We start from the raw sequence: 19,867 nt of genomic DNA, 5'->3' as shown, positions 1-19,867 counted from the left end.
AGTGTTGACCCGTGAGTGATTTGAGTCATATCCGCAATTTCTCCATCATCGCCCACATCGACCATGGCAAGTCGACGCTGGCCGACCGTTTCATCCAGATGTGCGGTGGCCTGTCGGCACGCGAAATGGAAGCCCAGGTGCTTGATTCCATGGACCTGGAGCGCGAACGCGGGATTACCATCAAAGCCCACAGCGTGACGCTTCACTACAAGGCGCAAGACGGCAAGACCTACCAGCTGAACTTCATCGACACCCCCGGCCACGTCGACTTCACCTACGAAGTCTCGCGTTCGCTGGCAGCCTGTGAAGGCGCACTGCTGGTGGTTGACGCCGGCCAGGGTGTTGAAGCCCAGTCCGTGGCCAACTGCTACACCGCCATCGAGCAGGGCCTGGAAGTCATGCCAGTGCTGAACAAGATGGACCTGCCCCAGGCCGACCCGGACCGCGTCAAGGACGAGATCGAGAAGATCATCGGCATCGACGCCACCGACGCCGTGGCTTGCAGCGCCAAGAGCGGCATGGGCGTGGACGAGGTTCTCGAGCGCCTGGTGCACACCATCCCCGCGCCCGAAGGCGAGATCGACGCACCTTTGCAGGCGCTGATCATCGACTCCTGGTTCGACAACTACCTGGGCGTGGTCTCGCTGGTGCGGGTGCGCCAGGGCCGCGTCAAGAAAGGCGACAAGATTCTGGTCAAGTCCACCGGCAAGGTGCACCTGGTCGACAGCGTGGGGGTGTTCACTCCAAAACACACCCAGACCGCTGATCTGAAAGCCGGCGAAGTAGGCTTCATCATCGCCAGCATCAAAGACATTCACGGTGCGCCGGTGGGTGACACCCTGACCTTGTCCTCGACCCCCGAGGTCGAAGTGCTGGCGGGCTTCAAGAAAATCCAGCCGCAGGTTTACGCCGGCCTGTTCCCGGTCAGCTCTGACGACTTCGAAGACTTCCGCGACGCATTGCAGAAGCTCACCCTCAACGACTCGTCGCTGCAGTACATGCCGGAAAGCTCCGACGCCCTGGGCTTCGGCTTCCGTTGCGGTTTCCTCGGCATGCTGCACATGGAGATCATCCAGGAGCGCCTTGAGCGCGAATACGACCTGGACCTGATCACCACAGCACCGAGCGTGATCTATGAGCTCGAGCTCAAGACCGGTGAAACCATCATCGTCGATAACCCGTCAAAGCTGCCGGACGTCTCGTCAGTGACCGACTTCCGCGAGCCGATCGTCACCGCGACCATTCTGGTGCCGCAGGAGCACCTGGGTAACGTCATCACCCTGTGCATCGAGAAGCGTGGCGTGCAGCGCGACATGCAGTTCCTCGGCAGCCAGGTGCAGGTGCGTTACGACATGCCGATGAACGAAGTGGTCCTGGACTTCTTCGACCGTCTCAAGTCCACCAGCCGCGGCTATGCTTCGCTGGATTATCATTTTGATCGCTACCAGTCGGCCAACCTGGTCAAACTGGACGTACTGATCAATGGCGACAAGGTCGATGCCCTGGCATTGATCGTGCACCGCGACAACGCGGCCTACAAAGGCCGTGCGTTGACCGAGAAGATGAAGGAACTGATCCCTCGGCAGATGTTCGATGTGGCGATTCAGGCAGCCATTGGCGGCCAGATCATCGCGCGGACAACCGTCAAGGCGCTCAGAAAGAACGTACTGGCCAAGTGCTACGGTGGTGACGTCAGCCGTAAGAAGAAACTGCTGGAGAAGCAGAAGGCCGGTAAGAAACGCATGAAACAGGTCGGCAACGTGGAAATTCCACAGGAAGCCTTCCTCGCCGTGCTCAGGTTGGATAGCTAGGTCCTATGTCGCTAAATTTCCCGCTGTTGCTAGTCATCGCCGTCTTCGTCTGCGGTCTGCTGGGCTTGATCGACCTGCTGTTCCTGGCCCCGCGCCGGCGTGCGGCAATCGCCAACTATCAGGGCAGCGTCAGCCAGCCCGAGATGGCCGTTGTCGAGCGCCTGAACAAGGAGCCGTTGCTGGTCGAGTACGGCAAATCGTTCTTTCCGGTGCTGTTCATCGTGCTGGTGCTGCGTTCATTCCTGGTCGAGCCGTTCCAGATTCCTTCGGGGTCGATGAAACCGACCCTGGAAGTGGGCGACTTCATCCTGGTGAACAAGTTCTCGTACGGCATTCGCCTGCCGGTGATCGACAAGAAGGTCATCGAGGTAGGTGACCCGCAACGCGGTGATGTAATGGTGTTCCGCTATCCGAGCGACCCGAACGTCAACTACATCAAGCGAGTGGTCGGCCTGCCGGGCGACCAGATCCGCTACACCAACGACAAGCGGTTGTTCGTCAACGGCCAGCCGATTGCCGAACAACTGGTGGGTACCGAACCGGGCACCTTGGGCAGCGCCGAGCTGTACAAGGAAAAACTCGGCGCGGCCGAACACCTGATCCGCAAGGAAATGAGCCGTTATCGCATGCCGCCGGACCAGCAGTGGACCGTGCCGGCAGGCCATTACTTCATGATGGGCGACAACCGCGACAACTCCAACGACAGCCGTTACTGGGATGACCCGAACATCCCCAAGGAACTGCACGGCATGGTTCCGGACCGGAACATCGTCGGCAAGGCCTTCGCGGTGTGGATGAGCTGGCCAGAGCCCAAGCTCAGCCACCTGCCCAACCTGTCGCGGGTCGGCCTGATCCATTGATACCCTTCGGCGCTGTCCAGCAGACAGCGCCGAATGCATTTCTGACATAGGCTGTGTTCTCAGGGATCGGGAGATTCGTCGCAAACGGCGGCGGGCCACAGCCAAACAGTCTTTCAGGATGTTGATTTGAACAACGCGTTGAACAACAAACGGGTGGTTGCATGAGTGCTTCCCTTGCCCATCTGGAGCGAAAGCTCGGTTATACCTTCAAGAATCAGGACCAGATGCTTCTGGCGCTGACCCATCGCAGCTATGCCGGGCGCAATAACGAGCGCCTGGAGTTTCTCGGTGACGCCATTCTCAACTTCGTCGCCGGCGAAGCGCTGTTCGAGCGCTTCCCTCAGGCACGCGAAGGCCAGCTGTCGCGGCTGCGCGCGCGCTTGGTCAAGGGCGAGACCCTGGCCCGCCTGGCCCGTGGTTTCGACCTGGGCGAATACCTGCGCCTGGGGTCGGGTGAGCTCAAGAGTGGCGGGTTCCGTCGCGAATCGATCCTGGCCGACGCCCTGGAGGCACTGATCGGTGCCATTTACCTGGACGCTGACATGGACACGGCCCGCGAACGTGTACTGGCCTGGCTGGCCGACGAGTTCGAAGGCCTGACCCTGGTCGACACCAACAAAGACCCGAAAACCCGGCTGCAAGAATTCCTGCAATCACGCAGCTGTGAGCTGCCGCGATACGAAGTCGTGGATATCCAGGGTGAACCGCACTGCCGTACCTTCTTCGTCGAATGCGAAGTCGTGCTGCTGAACAACAAGAGCCGTGGTCAGGGCGTTAGCCGGCGTATTGCCGAGCAAGTCGCTGCCGCGTCCGCACTGATCGCCCTGGGCGTGGAGAATGGCAATGACTGATAGCAACCCGACTCGCTGCGGCTACGTGGCCATTGTCGGCCGCCCCAACGTGGGCAAGTCGACCTTGCTCAACCACATCCTGGGGCAGAAGCTGGCGATCACTTCGCGCAAGCCGCAGACCACCCGCCACAACATGCTCGGTATCAAGACCGAAGGTGATGTGCAGGCGATCTACGTTGACACCCCCGGTATGCACAAGGCCAACGACAAAGCCTTGAACCGCTACATGAACCGCAACGCCTCGGCGGCCCTCAAGGACGTTGACGTGGTGATCTTCGTGGTCGACCGTACCAAGTGGACCGACGAAGACCAACTGGTGCTGGAGCGCGTGCAGTACGTGACCGGCCCGCTGATCATCGCAGTCAACAAGACTGACCGCATGGAAGAGAAGGCCGAGTTGATCCCGCACCTGCAGTGGCTGCAGGAGCAACTGCCAAACGCCGAAGTCATGCCGATTTCTGCGCAGCAGGGGCACAACCTCGAAGCGCTGGAAGCACAGATCGCCAAGCACCTGCCCGAGAACGATCACTTCTTCCCCGAAGACCAGATTACCGACCGTAGCAGCCGCTTCCTGGCCGCCGAACTGGTGCGCGAGAAGATCATGCGCCAGTTGGGTGCCGAGCTTCCGTACCAGATCACCGTGGAAATTGAAGAATTCAAGCAGCAGGGCCATGTGCTGCATATTCACGCGCTGATCCTGGTCGAGCGCGACGGCCAGAAGAAAATCATCATTGGCGACAAGGGCGAGCGTATCAAGCGTATCGGCTCCGAGGCGCGCAAGGACATGGAAGTGCTGTTCGACTCCAAGGTCATGCTCAACCTGTGGGTCAAGGTGAAGGGCGGCTGGTCCGACGACGAGCGCGCCCTACGCTCGCTGGGCTACGGCGACCTCTAAGGCTCAAGGCGGCCCTTGTGGGAGCGGCCTTGCGTCGCGAAAGGGCTGCGAAGCAGCCCCAGCCATTTTGGCGGCAATGCTGAAATCCGGGGGGCCGCGTTGCGGCCCTTTCGCGACACAAGGCCGCTCCCACAATCACGGGCTGGGTGAACGCTAATGGAACAACCTGTCGGCCAGCCAGCCTACGTGCTGCACAGCCGTGCCTACAAGGAAACCAGCGCGCTGGTGGACTTGTTCACGCCGCAGGGCCGCGTGCGCGCCGTACTGCGGCGTGCGCGTGGCAAGGGCGGCAGCCTGGTGCGGCCATTCGTGCCACTTGAGGTGGAGCTGCGCGGGCGTGGCGAGCTGAAGAATGTGGGGCGGATGGACAGCGCCGGCATAGCGGCCTGGCTGCACGGGGATGCCCTGTTCAGCGGCTTGTACCTTAATGAGCTACTCATGCGCCTGCTGCCCGCCGAAGCGCCATTCCCGGCCCTGTTCGAGCACTACGCCCTGACCTTGCAGGCCTTGGCCGCCGGGCGCCCGCTGGAGCCGCTGCTGCGCTCGTTCGAATGGCGGCTGCTGGACGAACTGGGTTATGCGTTCTCCTTGAATCATGACGTCAACGATCAACCCATCGCGGCCGACGGGCTGTACCGCTTGCGTGTGGATGCCGGCCTGGAGCGGGTCGAATGGGTGCAACCCGGCCTGTTCCGCGGCATCGAGCTATTGGCCCTGGCCGACGCCGACTGGGACACCGCAGGCGCTTTGCTCGCGGCCAAGCGCCTGATGCGCCAGGCCCTGGCGGTTCATCTGGGCGCAAAACCGTTGGTCAGCCGGGAACTGTTTCGCAAGCGCTGATCACGACGTATGCTGTGGGGCTAAACCTTCAGGAGAGCCTTTCGTGACTCACAGCAACCGCATGCTTCTCGGCGTAAACATCGACCACGTGGCGACCCTGCGCCAGGCCCGGGGCACGCGTTACCCTGATCCGGTCAAGGCTGCCCTGGATGCCGAGGAAGCGGGCGCCGATGGCATCACCGTGCACCTGCGTGAAGACCGTCGGCATATCCAGGACCGCGATGTGCTGCTGCTCAAGGATGTGCTGCAGACCCGCATGAACTTCGAAATGGGCGTCACCGAAGAAATGATGGCCTTTGCCGAAAAGATCCGCCCGGCGCACATCTGCCTGGTGCCTGAAACCCGTCAGGAACTGACCACCGAAGGTGGCCTGGACGTGGCGGGGCAGGAGGCACGGATCAAGGCGGCAGTGGAGCGTCTTGCCCGAACCGGTGCCGAAGTGTCGTTGTTCATCGATGCTGACGAGCGCCAGATCGAGGCCTCTCGCCGGGTGGGGGCGCCGGCCATCGAGCTGCATACTGGGCGTTATGCCGATGCCGAAACCCCCACCGAAGTGGCCGAGGAGCTCAAGCGTATCGTCGATGGCGTTGCGTTTGGCGTGGGGCAGGGGTTGATCGTCAATGCTGGCCACGGGCTGCATTACCACAACGTCGAGGCGGTGGCGGCGATCAAGGGCATCAATGAACTGAACATCGGCCATGCGCTGGTGGCGCATGCCTTGTTTGTAGGCTTCAAAGCCGCAGTGGCCGAGATGAAGGCACTGATCGTGGCGGCTTCGCGCTGAGAGTTTGGTTGCCTGTTCTGGCCCTTTCGCGGGTAAACCCGCGAAAAGGCCAGAACAGGCAATCGATTATTCGGCAGGAAACACCAGAGTGAAGCGGGTAGGCCCAAGGGGGCTGCTATTCACTTCGACCCGCCCGCCATGCAGCTGCATGATCGACTTCACGATTGCCAACCCCAACCCGGTTCCGCCCTCCAGCCGCGAACGCCCCGGGCCCACCCGGTAAAACCGCTCGAACAAGCGCGACTGGTGTTCTGTAGCAATGCCAGGCCCCTGGTTCTCTACCGAAAGCCATACTTCGCTGCCTGAACGTTCAATCCGCAACTCGACTCGCTCACCCTCAGGGCTGTGCCGGATGGCATTGCTCAACAGGTTCGACAATGCCCGCTGAAACATCAGCCGGTCCCCCAGCGCCGTCCCCCAGCCCTGCACACGCAGCTCAACCGCTTTCACCTCGGCACTGAAGGCAAACAGCTCGACCACTCGCGCTGCCTCGTCAGCCAAGGCCAAGGGTTTCAATGCAACCTGCGTTTGCGGCTGGCTGACCTGGGCGAGAAACAGCATGTCATTGATGATGCGGTTGAGCCGGGTCAGCTCCTCGATACTGTCTTCCAGCACTTCCCGGTAGTTGGCGTTGTCCCGCTCACGGGCCAGGGTCACTTGCGCCTTGCCCATCAGGTTGCTCAACGGGGTACGCAACTCATGAGCCAGATCGTCGGAGAACTGCGACAACTGGCTCACGCCCTGATCGAGGCGGTCGAGCATCACGTTGATGCTGCAGGCCAGTTGCGCCAGTTCTTGCGGCAGGCCGGTAGCCGGCAGGCGGTGTTGCAGGTCTTGGGCCGACACTTGCCCGGCAATACGCCGGAAGCGCCGCAGCGGTTTCAGGCCGCGCTGCATCAGCCACCAGGCACCCGCGCCGATCAACACCAGAAGCAGTGGCAAGGCGAGCAAGGTCGAGTGCAGGTAGGCCTGCAGCAGGGCGTTGTCGTCGGCGCGGTTGAGCGACATCATCACCTTCACCGGCGTGTTGTCGCGCAGGCGCATCTGCCGGGTCGCGGTGAGGAACTGGTTGCCGCTGCTGTCGCGCCATGCGTGAAAGGCCAGGCGGGCATCGGTGTGCAACTCGCTCACCCGCGACTCCAGGGCCGGGCCCAGGCTGAGCAGGTGCGGGTGGCGGCCTTCCAGGGCCAGTACGCTGAGGCTGAGGTTGTCATGCCCCATGACCAGGTCGAGCAGTGGATGGGCGCGACTGCCCAGGTCCTCGCTGCGCAGATCGACGCGCAGGTTGTGCTCGACCTGCAGCATCTTGCGCGCCAGATCCTTGCGTGCGCGGCTGTCCAGTTCGTGATCCAGGGCGAACACGGCCAGGCAGGCCAGCAGCAGCACCAGCGCGGCGCCCATCAGTGTCACGCTCAGGCCCAGGCGCAACGACAGGCTCGCGTTTTTCAAACGCGGGCCTCAAGGACATAGCCTACGCCGCGCAGGGTATGGATGAGCTTGTTGTCGAACGGGTCGTCGATCTTCGCCCGCAGGCGGCGGATCGAAACCTCGACCACGTTGGTGTCGCAGTCGAAATTCATGTCCCATACCAAGGAGATGATCTGAGTGCGCGAAAGCACTTCGCCAGTCTGGCGCATCAGCAGGTGCAGCAGGGCGAACTCCTTGGCGGTCAGGTCGATGCGTTGCCCGGCGCGGTAGGCGCGGTGCCGGCCAGGGTCCAGTTCCAGGTCGGCGACGCGCAGGGTGCTGGGCTGCAGTTGCTGGTCGTTACGCCGCAGCAGGCTGCGGATGCGCGCCAGAAGTTCAGGGAATTCGAACGGCTTGAGCAGGTAGTCGTCAGCGCCCAGGTCCAGGCCTTTGACCCGGTCGGCCAGGCGACCGTGGGCGGTAAGCATCATGATGCGCGTGGCCGATTCGGCTCGCAGCCGCTGCAGCACGGTCCAGCCATCGATTTCAGGTAGGTTGACATCGAGGATGACCAGGTCATAGGGCTGTTGGCGGGCCAGGTGCAGGCCGTCGGTGCCGGTGTGGGCGCAGTCGACCACGTAGCCGTTTTCACGCAGGCCTTGTTGCAGGTAATCGGCGGTACGCAGCTCGTCCTCGATGATCAGTAGGCGCATGGGGTGCTCGGTGTGATGAAAGGGGGCAATTCTCGACCCTGTAGTGACATCAGGGTCAAGAACCAGGATGTTACGGCATGAGAAAAGGCCTGCGGTGCAGATAACGGATTTGTCATTCTGCTGTTATCTGGCTGTAGGCCAGGGCCCTGGTAGGCAACACAAGGCCAGATTGCAGGACTGTAATCCCCGCCTCACCTTGCTGTTAGCTGCCCCTCGCTAGGATGGCCGTGTCTGATCGGTTACCACGAGGCAAACACGATGAACCTGACCAAATACCTGCTGTTGGCCGCCCTTGCCCTGGGCAGTGCCAGTGTCTATGCCGAGGGCGGTGCGGAGCGCTCGAAGCAGTTCTGGCAAGCCTTCCGCGAAGACCAGCAGCGCTTGCACGGCGACAAACAACAGGCCGTCGCCGAACGCGAACGAAAGGCGCAAGAGAAGGCCCGCGAGGTGGCCAAGGATTGAGGTCACAACACCTGCGCCGCGACAGCTCCTCGCCGCAGGTGGATTCAGGCGCCCGACCGGGCGCCTTTTTTATTTGCGCGCCAGCAGGGTGGCGCGGCGGGGGGCAGGCAGGCCTTCGATGGTCTTGCTGTGGTCGTTCGGGTCGAGGAAGTCGCCCAGCGACTGGTAGCGCATCCACTCGGTGCTGCGCTGCTCCTCGACGCTGGTAACGCTCACATCGACGCAACGCACATCGCTGAAGCCGGCACGGCGCAACCAGCGCGCCAGGGCGGGTACCGACGGCAGATACCAGACGTTGCGCATCTGTGCATAGCGGTCCTCCGGTACCAGCACCTGGTTTTCGTCACCTTCGATTACCAATGTTTCCAAAACCAGCTCGCCTCCTTTGACCAGGCAGTCCTTGAGCGCCAGCACGTGCTCGATGGGTGAGCGCCGGTGATAGAACACGCCCATGGAAAACACGGTATCGAAGCCTTCCAGGTTTGCAGGCAGTTCTTCAAGGGCGAAGGGCAGGTGCCAGGCTGGCAGCTCCGGCAGGTACTGCTGCACGGCCTGGAACTGGCAGAAGAACAACCAGTTGGGGTCGACACCAATTACCATGTCAGCGCCGGCACCGAGCATGCGCCACTGGTAATAGCCGTTGCCGCAGCCGACGTCGAGCACGCGTTTGCCCTTGAGGTCCAGGTGCGGGCTTACCCGCGACCATTTCCAGTCCGAATGCCATTCGGTGTCTACATGCACGCCAAACAGATCGAACGGCCCTTTTCGCCAGGGCGACAGGCCCATGAGTGCCTGGCGCATCTGCGCGCGGGTAGCGTCGTCGCAATCGCAGTCCAGGCGCAGCCCGTTGACCAGGTCGATTTCGCTGGGTTGCAGGGCAGGCAGGGCATCGAGCGCACCGCGCCAGCGGTCGAGGTCGCCGTGGCCTTTCTCCAGCTTGGCTTCCAGTTGTGCTTGCAGGCCTTGCGACCAGGAAGCCAGTGGCGTGCCCGCCAGGCGGCGGACGAGGGGGGACAGATCGATCATGGCAGGGCTATCAACGAGGCGAAGTTAAGGCATTGGAACCACGGCACCACTTTGGAGAAACCGGCGGCGCGCAGGCGCTCCTGGTGTGCTTGGAGCGTATCGGGGCGCATCACGTTTTCGATGGCGCTGCGCTTCTGGGCGATTTCCAGTTCGCTGTAACCGTTGGCGCGCTTGAAGTCCAGGTGCAGTTCATTGAGCAGGTCCTGCTCTTGCTCATCGGCGAAACGCAGCTTCTCCGAAAGGATCAGCGCACCCCCCGGCAGCAGCGCCTGGCGAATACGCCCGAGCAATTCCAGGCGTTGGTCGGGGGCGATGAATTGCAGGGTGAAGTTCATCGCCACTACCGAGGCAGGCTCGAAGGGCAGGGCAAGGATATCGGCTTCCAGCACTTGCACCGGCAATAGCTCCTGGAACATCGAGTCCTGAGCGGTGAGGTACTGGCGGCAGCGTTCGGCCATGGCGGCGGAATTGTCCACCGCGATCACCCGGCAGCCGTCGCTGCGAACATGGCGACGCAGCGACTGGGTGACGGCGCCCAGCGATGCGCCCAGGTCGTACAGAGCGGTGCCTGGCTGGGCGAAACGCGCAGCCAGTACGCCGAGGTTTTCGACGATGGTCGGGTAACCGGGCACCGAACGCTTGATCATGTCCGGGAACACGCGCACCACGTCTTCGTTGAAGACGAAATCGGGCACCTGCTCCAGGGGCTGCGAGAAAAGGCGGTCGGGTTGTTTGCTCACGGTGGGCTCGATACAGGGTGAAACGGGTGCGCATTTTATCCAATGGCCACGCATCTTGCCATGGCAATGCTTCAGGGTCGGAGCGTTCATGCCCGCAGCAGTGAACTTTCCCACAGCGTTAAGTTATCCGGGTGAATGTATTCAGGGGGGTTCGGGTGGACACTCCAACTGCCTTTACTTCATTGGTTTCATGGGTTGAGAAATGAATATAGCAACTGTGCAGGAAGAGCTACCCGTCGATGATCTGGACCTGGTTTCCAGAGTGAAAATATTGCCAGAACGCTATTTTTCATTCATTGAAAGCCGGCTCGATGGTGGTCAGCAAGTTGGTGGTTTGCTGACGGCAGATAATTTGAAATGCATTAAGCGGTACGTCAATACCGTTAACCATTTACCGCGGACGCAGGTGGAAATCGAGAGGGAGGTCGATTACGCCGCCCTCGGTATTAAAGCGTCGATGGTCAATGAGCTTTACGTGGCGCTGCACCGGCATGCCGCTGAATGGGACATACTGGAACGCAGTATAAAACAGCTGGGGCCTGAAATTGAGATGTTTGCCGAAAGCCTGGTGCAGCGTGGCAGTAGCCTTTTGGAAAACCTTGAAAGCAGCGACGTGTTCATGGCGATCAAGAAACGCAAGGCCGAGGAGGGCGACGATGTTTACACCTCGGCGCTCAGCGAACATGAACAAGCACAGATCGCCAGTGTGCTGACGCTCGGCATTTCCGAACTGGTGAAGGAAATTGAATGCACTCGCCGGCGTATCGTTGACGTCGACAGCCGTGCCAACTGGTTCAACAATGAAATCAAGCGTGAACTCAAGCCGCGTATGGGACGCTTGTTGAAGCACTTCGATGAGAAGGTTTCCCATGAGGAAATCCTGGAAAAACGCAAGCAACTCGATCAGTGGGACGAGCAGGTCGACCAGTTGAAGGCTGAGTACGATGCCCATGTTGGCTATGCATTCACCGGTATCTTGTTGGGGCCGATCGGTCTGGTGATAACCGGTGGCGTATTCGGAAACAAGGCAGAAGCTATCAGGGCTACAAAGAATGCGCTGATTGAAAGACGCGATGAGTTGGCCAATGCACTGGGCAAGCTGGCGCCGGCCTTGAAGGACTTCGAGCGTGTTTCGACGCTGGTCAGAGATTTGCAATTCAGGTGCAAGGATCTGTCGGCGGCGACCAAGCGGTTGGCCGATGTTTGGTTGTTCCTCGCTTCGTATGCCGACAACTCTGTCAATGAAGCCAAAGAACTGAGTACCGTCGTCCAGCTTGAATCCTTTGTTCTTGATTTTTCGGAGGTTATCAAACCGTGGACCAAAATAGGCAGTGTGTGCCATACGCTGTCAGAGCTGTTCAATGAACTGATTGACGAGTATGAGGAAGCCTGACATGGAAATTGCCAATACTCAAACCGTCACGCCAGATGTTGTAGAGATGCAAAATCTGCAGGATCAGATATTCCAGCTCATTGGAAGTTGGGAAATGAACGTGCTGCCTGCCGCACGCGAGCAACTGGATGAACTGTGTACACTGTTGCTGGCTGTCGAGCGCGCGTTCAAGGAGAGCTTGATAGGCGGTATCGTATTGCTGGAGGATCGGCGATTTATTCCGGGTGTGGACAGCGCCGCTTCGCAGCGCAGGCTCGCCAGTGTACTGGAGCGTTTGAATCAGCATCACGCGCACTTGGCCAGGAAAAACTTGCGGTTGGAGCTGTTTTCGCTATCGGCGCTTGTCGACGCCTTGCCAGAGTTGGCAGCGCGAACGGCCGGCCTTCAAGTACAGGCAGTCGCATTCGATGAACGATTGATGCAACTGCAACAGCAGCGTGCAGATATTGTCCAGGCTATCGAGCTGTTCGAGAAACCTTCGGTTGCAAGCGCACTGAAAGGCCTCATCCCGAGCGATGATGAAGTCGATCAGATAATGGGATTGATCACCGATCCGAAATTCGACGCCGGCCTGTTCAAGGCTGTGACGCAAAAGCTTGCACGGCATGCTGATGCGCTTGACGGGGCCAAGACATTCGTCGACCTGGGCAAAGCCCGTGGCCGGCTGGATAGCAAGATCGAGGCTGCAGTGGACGACCAGCGGCAGGTGCAGCGAACCCTGCAAGCGGCGCGGGAAGAACTGGAAGCGGTCACGGCGCTGTCGGGCTTGGTGCCGCTGAAGAACGGGTGGCTACATGAGCTTCGCAAGGTAGAGTCTGAGTGGCAGGCGCAGGCCGCCAGACTCAGCGCAACCATGGATCTGGAAGCTGCCACAGTCGCGCTGGACGGTTTGTGTGAGTACCTGAAGGTGGTGCAACTGCTGTATGACCGCAGTTGATTGCCCTCAGCGGACGACAATCTTGCAGTCGAAGGTTTGTACCGGGGCGACTTCTGCAGCCCATGGCTGTTGGTAGACCAGTAGCAACTGGGCATCTCCGGTGCTGGTAGCCTGGAAGCGCCAGGTGGAGACACCGGCGCTTCCGACCACGTCTTGATCATCGGGGGCGTTGTAGACCTCCGGGCCGAGGCTGCGCAGCACAGCTGATGCGGCATTCTTGACGAGCCAGCGATAGCCGGTGGATGGATTGCCGGGCAAGCTCAACGTCAGTGTCTGGCCTACCTGCAGTCGCGTTGGGCATTCACTTTCGGCATCCAGCTCGACAGGCTGTGTGGGGTATTGGGCACAGGCAGAAAGCAGGGTAAAGCTCAGGGGAACGAGCAGACGAGGGGCGGTCATGTTGGCTCCGTAGGCTGACGATGCCTGAGGATAACCGATGCTGGTGGGGTTTTGTGTGCCCAGTGCCGTCCTCTTCGCGGCTAAAGCCGCGAGGAGGACGGAACAGGTCAGAACAGAACTTTGGCCACGTCGGCAAAGCGCTTGGCGAAATGCACTGTCAGGCCTTCTCGCAGGTAGTCCGGCAGCTCCTCGAAGTCGCCGCGGTTAGGCTCGGGCAGGATCAGTTCGAAGATCTTCTGCCGCCGCGCCGCAATCACCTTTTCGCGTACCCCGCCAATCGGCAGCACCTGGCCGGTGAGGGTGAGCTCGCCCGTCATGGCTACGCCTTTTTTCGGTGCCTGATCGCGGGCGAGGGACAACAGGGCACTTGCCATGGTGACGCCGGCACTCGGGCCGTCCTTGGGCGTGGCGCCTTCAGGAACGTGCAGGTGGATGAACGCTTCGTTGAAGAAGCCAGGATCGCCGCCAAACTGCTTGAGGTTGGAGCTGACGTAGCTGTAGGCAATTTCGGCCGATTCCTTCATCACGTCCCCCAGCTTGCCGGTCAGCTTGAAGCCGCGGTTGAGCGTGTGGATGCGGGTCGCCTCGATCGGCAGCGTGGCACCGCCCATGCTGGTCCAGGCCAGGCCGGTGATTACCCCTTTGCCAGCCAGTACCTGCTCACTGCGGAATACGGGAATGCCCAGTGCGGCCTCCAGGTCCTTGGTGCCGATCTTCAGCTTGGCTTCGGGGTCTTCCATCAGCTTGACCACCGCTTTGCGCACCAGTTTGCCCAGTTGCTTCTCCAGCTGGCGCACGCCGGCCTCGCGGGCATAGCCCTCGATAACCAGGCGCAGGGCGCTGTCGCTGATGCTCAGGCTGGTCTTGGAAACGCCAGCTTTTTGCAGTTGCTTGGGCCACAGGTGGCGCTTGGCGATGGCCAGTTTTTCCTCAGTGATGTAGCCGGACAGGCGGATCACTTCCATGCGGTCGAGCAACGGCCCGGGGATCGAGTCGAGGGTGTTGGCGGTGCACACGAACAGCACCTTGGACAGGTCCAGGCGCAGGTCGAGGTAGTGGTCGAGGAAGTCGACGTTCTGCTCCGGATCAAGGGTTTCCAGCAATGCCGAAGCCGGGTCGCCCTGATAGCTTTGGCCCATCTTGTCGATCTCGTCGAGCATGATGACCGGGTTCATCACTTCGACCTCTTTCAGGGCCTGTACCAGCTTGCCGGGTTGTGCGCCGATGTAGGTGCGGCGGTGGCCCTTGATTTCGGCCTCGTCGCGCATGCCGCCAACGCTGAAACGATAGAACGGCCGGCCAAGCGACTCTGCAATGGATTTGCCGATGCTGGTCTTGCCCACCCCGGGCGGGCCCACCAACAGCACGATGGAGCCGCTGATTTCGCCTTTCCAGGCGCCCACGGCGAGGAATTCGATGATGCGTTCCTTGATGTCGTCGAGGCCGGCATGGTGCTGATCAAGGACTTTGCGTGCATGCTTGAGGTCGAGCTTGTCTTTGCCGTACACGCCCCACGGCAGGGCGGTGGCCCATTCGAGGTAGTTGCGGGTGACGGCGTACTCGGGCGAACCGGTTTCGAGAATGGCCAGTTTGCCCATCTCTTCATCAAGGCGCTTGCGCGCCTGGGGCGGCAGGGTCTTGCCTTCCAGGCGCTGTTCGAACTGTTCCAGGTCGGCGCTGCGGTCGTCCTTGGTCAGCCCCAGCTCCTGCTGGATGACCTTGAGTTGCTCCTTGAGGAAAAACTCCCGCTGGTGTTCGCCGATCTGCCGGTTTACCTCGGCCGAGATCTCGTTCTGCAGGCGCGCGACTTCCACCTCTTTGCGCAGCATCGGCAGGACCTTTTCCATGCGCTTTAGCATGGGCACGCAGTCGAGTACTTCCTGCAACTGGTTGCCGGTGGCCGAGGTCAGCGCGGCGGCGAAGTCGGTGAGCGGTGACGGGTCGTTGGGGCTGAAGCGGTTGAGGTAGTTCTTCAGCTCTTCGCTGTACAGCGGGTTGAGCGGCAGCAGCTCCTTGATCGCGTTGATCAGGGCCATGCCGTAAGCCTTGACCTCGTCGGTCGGCTCGGCGGACTGGCGCGGGTATTCGACTTCGACCAGGTAGGGTGGGCGGTGATGCTTGAGCCAGTTGCGGATGCGTACCCGGGTCAGGCCCTGGGCGACGAACTGCAGTTTGCCGTTTTCACGGCTGGCATGGTGCACCTTGACCAGCGTGCCGTATTGCGGCAAGGCCGAGGTGTCGAAATGGCGATGGTCTTCCGGCGGGGTGTCCATGAAGAACAGCGCCAGGCAGTGGTCCGGTGACTTGGCCACCAGGTCGAGGGTTTCGGCCCAAGGTTCTTCATTGACGATGACCGGCAGTACCTGGGCCGGGAAGAACGGGCGGTTGTGGATCGGGATCACGTAGACTTTGTCCGGCAGTTGCTGGCCGGGCAGGGCGAGGGCGTGGCCGGGTTCGGCCGGGGAGGTGTGCTCGACTTCGCTGTGTTCGTCAGGGTGTTCCGGGAAATCCTGCTGGTCGCTCATGGGGCACCTGCGTGAATGGCTATGGTGCTTAGATGGGGCGCAGGGGAATCGGTTTCAATGGTAGATGAAGGGATCAGGGGAGGGTTTCATCTGTGATGGCCTGCACCGGCCTCATCGCCGGCAAGCCAGCTCCCACAGGTATTCCACCGACCTTGAAAATGGTGGGTTACCTGTGGGAGCTGGCTTGCCGGCGATGAGGCCGGTACAGGGGAATGAGCCCTGCAAGCAGGGCTCGGTAACTTAGTCAGCCAATTTGTAAGCGATGATGTAATCGCCCATTTTGGTGCCCAGCGAGCCATGGCCGCCGGCGGTTACCAGCACATACTGCTTGCCATCCTTGCCGGTGTAGGTCATCGGCGTGGCCTGGCCACCCGCTGGCAGGCGGGCACTCCACAGTTCCTTGCCGTTGTTTACATCATAAGCGCGCAGGAATTGGTCCAGGGTGCCGCTGAGGAAGCCGACGCCACCGGCGGTGACGATCGAACCGCCCATGCTCGGCACGCCAACCGGCAGGCCGATCGGAACCGGGGTGCTGTCACGAGTGGTGCCGTTCTTGTGTTTCCACACCACCTTGTTGGTGAACAGGTCGATGGCGGCGACATAGCCCCAGGCCGGTGCCTGGCACGGTACGCCCAGCGGCGACATGAATGGGTGCATGGTGACCGCGTACGGCGCGCCGGTATTCGGCTGCACGCCGCTGGTCTCGCTTTCGCGCTTGCTGCCTTCGGCCACCTGCTCGCGCGGGACCATCTTCGACACGAAGGCCATGTAGTTGGGCGAGGTGAACAGCAGTTGGCGGACCGGGTCGACGGACACGCTGCCCCAGTTGAATACACCCACGTTGCCCGGGTAGATCAGCGAACCCTGCTCGGAAGGCGGGGTGTACTGGCCTTCGTAGCGCAGTTCGCGGAACTGGATGCGGCACAGCATCTGGTCGAATGGCGTAGCGCCCCACATGGCCTGTTCGGTCAGCTCAGGGCCCAGCAGGTTGAGGTCGGAGCGGGCCTGGGTCGGCGAGGTGTGGTCGCCCTTCACTGCGCCTTGCGGGGTGGGGATTTCGCGAATCGGCACGATCGGCGTACCGTCGCGGCGGTCGAGCACGTACAGGCTGCCTTGCTTGGTCGGCACGATGATCGCGGGTTTCACCCCATCGTCAGTCTTCAGGTGGACCAAGGTCGGCTGGCTGCCCACGTCCATGTCCCACAAATCGTGGTGGGTAAACTGGTAGTTCCAGCGGGCCTTGCCGGTGGCCAGGTCAAGGGCGACCACGCCGGCGCTGTACTTCTCGGCGCCCGGGGTGCGGTCGGCGCCCCACTGGTCCGGGGTCTGGTTGCCCAACGGCAGGTAGATCATGCCCAGGTCTTCGTCGACGCTGGCGATCGACCACATATTGGCCGAGTTGCGGCTGTACATCTTGCCGGCGGCCAACGGCTTGGTGTCATCCGGGTTGTTGCTGTCCCAGTTCCACACCAGGTGGCCGTCGTGCACGTCGTAGGCGCGGATCACGCCCGACGGCTCGTTGGTCGACTCGTTGTCGGTGACGTGGCCACCAATGATCACCAGGTCACGGGTGATCGCGGCAGGCGAGGTGGAGTAATAGCCGCCGGCGGTGAAGGGACCGATGCCGGTGGTGAGGTCGATCACGCCCTGGTTGGCGAAGCCTTCGCAGACTTTGCCGTTGTCGGCGTTGATGGCAATCAGGCGGGCATCTGCGGTAGGCAGGTACAGGCGGCGTGGGCAGGCCTGGGCTACGGCCTGGCCGGCGTCGGTAATTTTCGGCGCCGGGCTGCCGTCGCGGCTGACATAGCGGTTTTCGTCATAGTACGAAACGCCGCGGCAGGTCATGTGGGCAAAGCCTTTGAAGGTGCCGGTCGGGCTCTTGACCTGCGGGTCGTAACGCCAGATTTCCGCACCGGTGTCCGGGTCCAGGGCCAGCAAGCGGCTGTGTGCGGTGCAGGCGTAGAGCATGCCGTTGACCTTCAGCGGGGTGTTCTGGTTGGTCAGCTCCACAGGGTCGTTGTCGGTCGGCAGGTCACCGGTGCGAATGCGCCAGGCTTCTTCCAGGCGGTAGGCATTCTGCGGGGTGATCTGGCGCAGCGGTGAATAACGGTCGCCATGCTCGGTGCGGCCGTAAGCCTGCCATTCGCCATCAGGCATGGATGGGGCGGCGCTGGCCATTTCGCTGCTTTCGCGGCCCAGTTCGCCGAACACTTCGCCGGGGTGGGTGAACTGGCTGCCCAGCGCACATGCGCCCGAAGCAACCACCGCAACGCCGAGCAGTGCAGTGTTGGCTTTGCTGGCCGGGCCGATCAACGGACGACGTGCCCACGGCAGCAGCAGCACCACGCCGATGGCAAACCAGATGGCCAGGCGTGGCACCAGTTGCCACCAGTCCAGGCCCACTTCAAGCAGCGCCCATACAGTGCTGCCCAGCAGCACCAGGCCGTACAGGCCCAAGGCAATGCGGCGTTGGGCCAGCAGCAGGATGCCCGAGAGGGCAAAGCCGATACCGGCAATCAGGTAGTACAGCGATCCGCCCAGCTGGCTTAGCTTGATACCACCGGCCAACAGGGCCAGGCCCATCAGCAACAGCAGCGCGCCGATCAGGCGAGGGAGCCAGCGGCTTCCTTGGTTGGCACCTTCAGTGCTCATCGTAGGTTCTCCGTCAGGTCAAAAAAGGGTGGTTAGAAACTGCTCTGGATCTTCAGGCCACCGATCAGGGCGCCATCGACCTGCGACACCCCGCCCGGGTGGCGGATGTACTGCAGGTTGGGGCGTACGGTGAGCCAGTCGGCCAAGTGGATGCCGTAGTACAGCTCGGCGCTGTACTCGGTGTCCTGCACCGGCAGGAAACCTGGATTGTCATAGTCGTAGAGGCCTGCGGCCTGGTTAGCCAGGCGGGCGTTCTTGCGGTAGGCGGGGTTGACGTGCACGCGGGCCAGGGCGAAACCGATGTCGTCCTTGGCGCGGGCGTCGAAAGGCCCTTTGTATACCAGTCCTGCCTGCACATAGTTGTCGATGGCATTGGTCTTCTTGTCGTGCACCGTGGCGTTGGCGAACAGGCTCAGGCCTCGCGACTGGTCGGATGCCAGCGAGGTTACTTGCTGCTGGGCGCCGAGCCACATGCCGTGCTTGCTCGAACTGCTGCGGTAGGCGGCGCCGCTGAGGGCGGCCGGCTGGCCGTTGCTGTCCTTGAGAACATCCTGTGCCTTGGCATTACTGTAGTAGTAGCCAGCGCGATATTCCCCTTTCAAACCTTGGATACGTGGGGTCCATACCAGTTCGACTGGCATTACCGCGCCTTGGGTGCCGCTGCCGCTGAGCTTGAAGCCGTTGCCAGATTCGAGGTTGGAGGGGTTCTGCTCGAACACGCCCACCTGGGTGTAAAGCGTGTCGCTGAGGTTGTAACGCACGCGCAGGGCCCATTGGCTGACCGGCCAGTTGTACCAGATGCCACCCACCCAGTTGCCTACCTGCGAGCCGCAAAAGGCCAGGTTCTGGAAGTCGCAAGGGAAGCTGTTGAAATCTTCGCCTTCGCCGAAGCGACCGAATTTCACATCCAGCGCACCCTCGAAGTACTTCTGCTTGATCCACATCTGCGTCAGCCGCCAGGTTTCGCCACGGCCCCAGACTTCCTGGGCCGAGGTGAAGCCGCCGACGCGAGGATCGTTGATGCGGTCGTTGCTGATGTTGTCGCCGTGGCGCTCGGTAAGGGTCAGCTGGAACTCGGTGTCATGCCAGCCGAAAATCTTGTCCAGGTCCAGGTGGCTGCCAAAGGTGAACTGGTCGCTGTAGCGAGCGGTACGGTCGTGGTCGAAGCCACCGTGCAGGTTGCTGCCCATCTCGCCGGTGTAGCCGAGGGTGAAGTCGTAGCCTTTTTCCAGCAATTCGCTGCGAGTGCCGCCCCAGTCACCGAGCATCCATGGGGAGTCGCTGGCGAACATTTCGCTGGCGGCGGCGGGTGTCGCCAAGGCGCTGAGGGCAAGGCCGATGTAACAGGTTTTGGGCAGTTGGAGCATGAGATAGCGCTATCTTTTTGATTATTGAAAAAACGGCAAGCGCATCGAAGGGCGTGCCCTTCAATGGATATGGCGACAGGATGGTTTCAGTGAAGCGATTCAGCTTCAGGCGGGCAGGATATAGCGGAAGTTGTAAGAAAAAAAGACAAATTGTCGCAGGGGATTGTTGTTCAGCGGGTAACAATAGCCTGAAGAGGGGCGCAAA

The 19,867-nt window shown here is 61.3% G+C and carries 17 protein-coding genes; 9 read left to right on the top strand and 8 right to left on the bottom strand.

Translation table 11 applies throughout. The features are described from left to right. The first annotated feature begins 11 nt into the window (after nucleotides 1-11). The 6 genes from lepA to pdxJ all read left to right on the top strand — a co-directional run bounded on the left by lepA (nucleotide 12) and on the right by pdxJ (nucleotide 6,041). Nucleotides 12-1,811: a translation elongation factor 4 gene (lepA, locus tag CKW35_RS11890; RefSeq protein ID WP_024717450.1), complete on the top strand. Its 1,800-nt coding sequence runs from the start codon at nucleotides 12-14 to the stop codon at nucleotides 1,809-1,811. Nucleotides 1,812-1,816: 5 nt separating this feature from the next. Beyond that, a complete protein-coding gene (gene lepB, locus CKW35_RS11885) occupies nucleotides 1,817-2,671 on the top strand; it encodes a signal peptidase I (RefSeq protein WP_016488826.1) in 855 nt (284 codons plus the stop codon). A 161-nt stretch (nucleotides 2,672-2,832) separates the two neighbouring features. Then, nucleotides 2,833-3,522: a ribonuclease III gene (rnc, locus tag CKW35_RS11880; RefSeq protein ID WP_016488825.1), complete on the top strand. Its 690-nt coding sequence runs from the start codon at nucleotides 2,833-2,835 to the stop codon at nucleotides 3,520-3,522. After that, complete coding sequence (era, locus tag CKW35_RS11875; RefSeq protein WP_003252061.1) at nucleotides 3,515-4,417, top strand: GTPase Era; 903 nt, start codon at nucleotides 3,515-3,517, stop codon at nucleotides 4,415-4,417. Before rnc ends, era begins: the two co-directional genes overlap by 8 nt. A gap of 156 nt (nucleotides 4,418-4,573) precedes the next feature. Further along, complete coding sequence (recO, locus tag CKW35_RS11870) at nucleotides 4,574-5,257, top strand: DNA repair protein RecO (RefSeq protein ID WP_016488824.1); 684 nt, start codon at nucleotides 4,574-4,576, stop codon at nucleotides 5,255-5,257. A gap of 61 nt (nucleotides 5,258-5,318) precedes the next feature. Then, nucleotides 5,319-6,041, top strand: a complete 723-nt coding sequence (gene pdxJ, locus CKW35_RS11865; RefSeq protein WP_219740260.1) for a pyridoxine 5'-phosphate synthase — start codon at nucleotides 5,319-5,321, stop codon at nucleotides 6,039-6,041. A gap of 66 nt (nucleotides 6,042-6,107) precedes the next feature. On the opposite strand, the gene CKW35_RS11860 is transcribed toward pdxJ, so the two are convergent. Beyond that, complete coding sequence (locus CKW35_RS11860; RefSeq protein WP_095115984.1) at nucleotides 6,108-7,490, bottom strand: heavy metal sensor histidine kinase; 1,383 nt, start codon at nucleotides 7,488-7,490, stop codon at nucleotides 6,108-6,110. Continuing rightward, nucleotides 7,487-8,161 (bottom strand): heavy metal response regulator transcription factor, encoded by a 675-nt coding sequence (locus tag CKW35_RS11855; protein ID WP_016488821.1) that lies wholly within the window; start codon nucleotides 8,159-8,161, stop codon nucleotides 7,487-7,489. Before CKW35_RS11855 ends, CKW35_RS11860 begins: the two co-directional genes overlap by 4 nt. Nucleotides 8,162-8,419: 258 nt before the next feature. Here CKW35_RS11855 and CKW35_RS11850 point away from each other — a divergent pair, with 258 nt between their 5' ends. Continuing rightward, nucleotides 8,420-8,623: a hypothetical protein gene (locus CKW35_RS11850; protein WP_016488820.1), complete on the top strand. Its 204-nt coding sequence runs from the start codon at nucleotides 8,420-8,422 to the stop codon at nucleotides 8,621-8,623. A 69-nt stretch (nucleotides 8,624-8,692) separates the two neighbouring features. On the opposite strand, the gene cmoB is transcribed toward CKW35_RS11850, so the two are convergent. Further along, entirely contained in the window at nucleotides 8,693-9,649 is a 957-nt protein-coding gene (gene cmoB / locus CKW35_RS11845) for a tRNA 5-methoxyuridine(34)/uridine 5-oxyacetic acid(34) synthase CmoB (protein ID WP_016488819.1), read from the bottom strand. Further along, nucleotides 9,646-10,389, bottom strand: a complete 744-nt coding sequence (gene cmoA / locus CKW35_RS11840) for a carboxy-S-adenosyl-L-methionine synthase CmoA (RefSeq protein WP_016488818.1) — start codon at nucleotides 10,387-10,389, stop codon at nucleotides 9,646-9,648. The genes cmoB and cmoA overlap by 4 nt, the downstream gene beginning before the upstream one ends. A 202-nt stretch (nucleotides 10,390-10,591) precedes the next feature. On the opposite strand from cmoA, the gene CKW35_RS11835 reads away from it, so the two are divergent. Together CKW35_RS11835 and CKW35_RS11830 are read left to right on the top strand one after the other, a co-directional pair. Next, complete coding sequence (locus CKW35_RS11835; RefSeq protein ID WP_024717449.1) at nucleotides 10,592-11,782, top strand: alpha-xenorhabdolysin family binary toxin subunit A; 1,191 nt, start codon at nucleotides 10,592-10,594, stop codon at nucleotides 11,780-11,782. A gap of 1 nt (nucleotide 11,783) precedes the next feature. Beyond that, nucleotides 11,784-12,719: an alpha-xenorhabdolysin family binary toxin subunit B gene (locus CKW35_RS11830; RefSeq protein WP_016488816.1), complete on the top strand. Its 936-nt coding sequence runs from the start codon at nucleotides 11,784-11,786 to the stop codon at nucleotides 12,717-12,719. A gap of 6 nt (nucleotides 12,720-12,725) precedes the next feature. Here the strand turns inward: CKW35_RS11830 and CKW35_RS11825 are convergent, their stop codons facing one another. The 4 genes from CKW35_RS11825 to CKW35_RS11810 form a co-directional block, all read right to left on the bottom strand. After that, nucleotides 12,726-13,118 carry a protease inhibitor I42 family protein gene (locus CKW35_RS11825; RefSeq protein WP_016488815.1) on the bottom strand — a complete coding sequence of 131 codons (393 nt, stop codon included), beginning with the start codon at nucleotides 13,116-13,118 and terminating at the stop codon, nucleotides 12,726-12,728. Nucleotides 13,119-13,225: 107 nt separating this feature from the next. Next, nucleotides 13,226-15,643 carry an endopeptidase La gene (lon, locus tag CKW35_RS11820; protein WP_016488814.1) on the bottom strand — a complete coding sequence of 806 codons (2,418 nt, stop codon included), beginning with the start codon at nucleotides 15,641-15,643 and terminating at the stop codon, nucleotides 13,226-13,228. A gap of 240 nt (nucleotides 15,644-15,883) precedes the next feature. Continuing rightward, on the bottom strand, nucleotides 15,884-18,295 hold the full coding sequence (locus CKW35_RS11815; protein ID WP_095115982.1) for a glucose/quinate/shikimate family membrane-bound PQQ-dependent dehydrogenase: 2,412 nt from the start codon (nucleotides 18,293-18,295) through the stop codon (nucleotides 15,884-15,886). 32 nt (nucleotides 18,296-18,327) lie between these two features. Further along, on the bottom strand, nucleotides 18,328-19,662 hold the full coding sequence (locus CKW35_RS11810; RefSeq protein ID WP_023047125.1) for a carbohydrate porin: 1,335 nt from the start codon (nucleotides 19,660-19,662) through the stop codon (nucleotides 18,328-18,330). Nucleotides 19,663-19,867: the final 205 nt, after the last annotated feature.

Source organism: Pseudomonas sp. Irchel 3F3 (assembly GCF_900187545.1).
GTDB classification, from domain to species: Bacteria; Pseudomonadota; Gammaproteobacteria; order Pseudomonadales; family Pseudomonadaceae; genus Aquipseudomonas; species Aquipseudomonas fortuita.
This window is presented reverse-complemented; position numbering and strand designations above follow the sequence as displayed.

Coding starts and splice junctions, on each gene's coding strand:
- CKW35_RS11855 (WP_016488821.1), bottom strand. CDS start 8,161: ATGCGCCTACTGATCATCGAGGACGAGCTGCGTACCGCCGATTACCTG.
- CKW35_RS11830 (WP_016488816.1), top strand. CDS start 11,784: ATGGAAATTGCCAATACTCAAACCGTCACGCCAGATGTTGTAGAGATG.
- pdxJ (WP_219740260.1), top strand. CDS start 5,319: ATGCTTCTCGGCGTAAACATCGACCACGTGGCGACCCTGCGCCAGGCC.
- rnc (WP_016488825.1), top strand. CDS start 2,833: ATGAGTGCTTCCCTTGCCCATCTGGAGCGAAAGCTCGGTTATACCTTC.
- lepB (WP_016488826.1), top strand. CDS start 1,817: ATGTCGCTAAATTTCCCGCTGTTGCTAGTCATCGCCGTCTTCGTCTGC.
- CKW35_RS11835 (WP_024717449.1), top strand. CDS start 10,592: ATGAATATAGCAACTGTGCAGGAAGAGCTACCCGTCGATGATCTGGAC.
- recO (WP_016488824.1), top strand. CDS start 4,574: ATGGAACAACCTGTCGGCCAGCCAGCCTACGTGCTGCACAGCCGTGCC.
- CKW35_RS11810 (WP_023047125.1), bottom strand. CDS start 19,662: ATGCTCCAACTGCCCAAAACCTGTTACATCGGCCTTGCCCTCAGCGCC.
- era (WP_003252061.1), top strand. CDS start 3,515: ATGACTGATAGCAACCCGACTCGCTGCGGCTACGTGGCCATTGTCGGC.
- CKW35_RS11850 (WP_016488820.1), top strand. CDS start 8,420: ATGAACCTGACCAAATACCTGCTGTTGGCCGCCCTTGCCCTGGGCAGT.
- CKW35_RS11825 (WP_016488815.1), bottom strand. CDS start 13,118: ATGACCGCCCCTCGTCTGCTCGTTCCCCTGAGCTTTACCCTGCTTTCT.
- lon (WP_016488814.1), bottom strand. CDS start 15,643: ATGAGCGACCAGCAGGATTTCCCGGAACACCCTGACGAACACAGCGAA.
- CKW35_RS11815 (WP_095115982.1), bottom strand. CDS start 18,295: ATGAGCACTGAAGGTGCCAACCAAGGAAGCCGCTGGCTCCCTCGCCTG.
- cmoB (WP_016488819.1), bottom strand. CDS start 9,649: ATGATCGATCTGTCCCCCCTCGTCCGCCGCCTGGCGGGCACGCCACTG.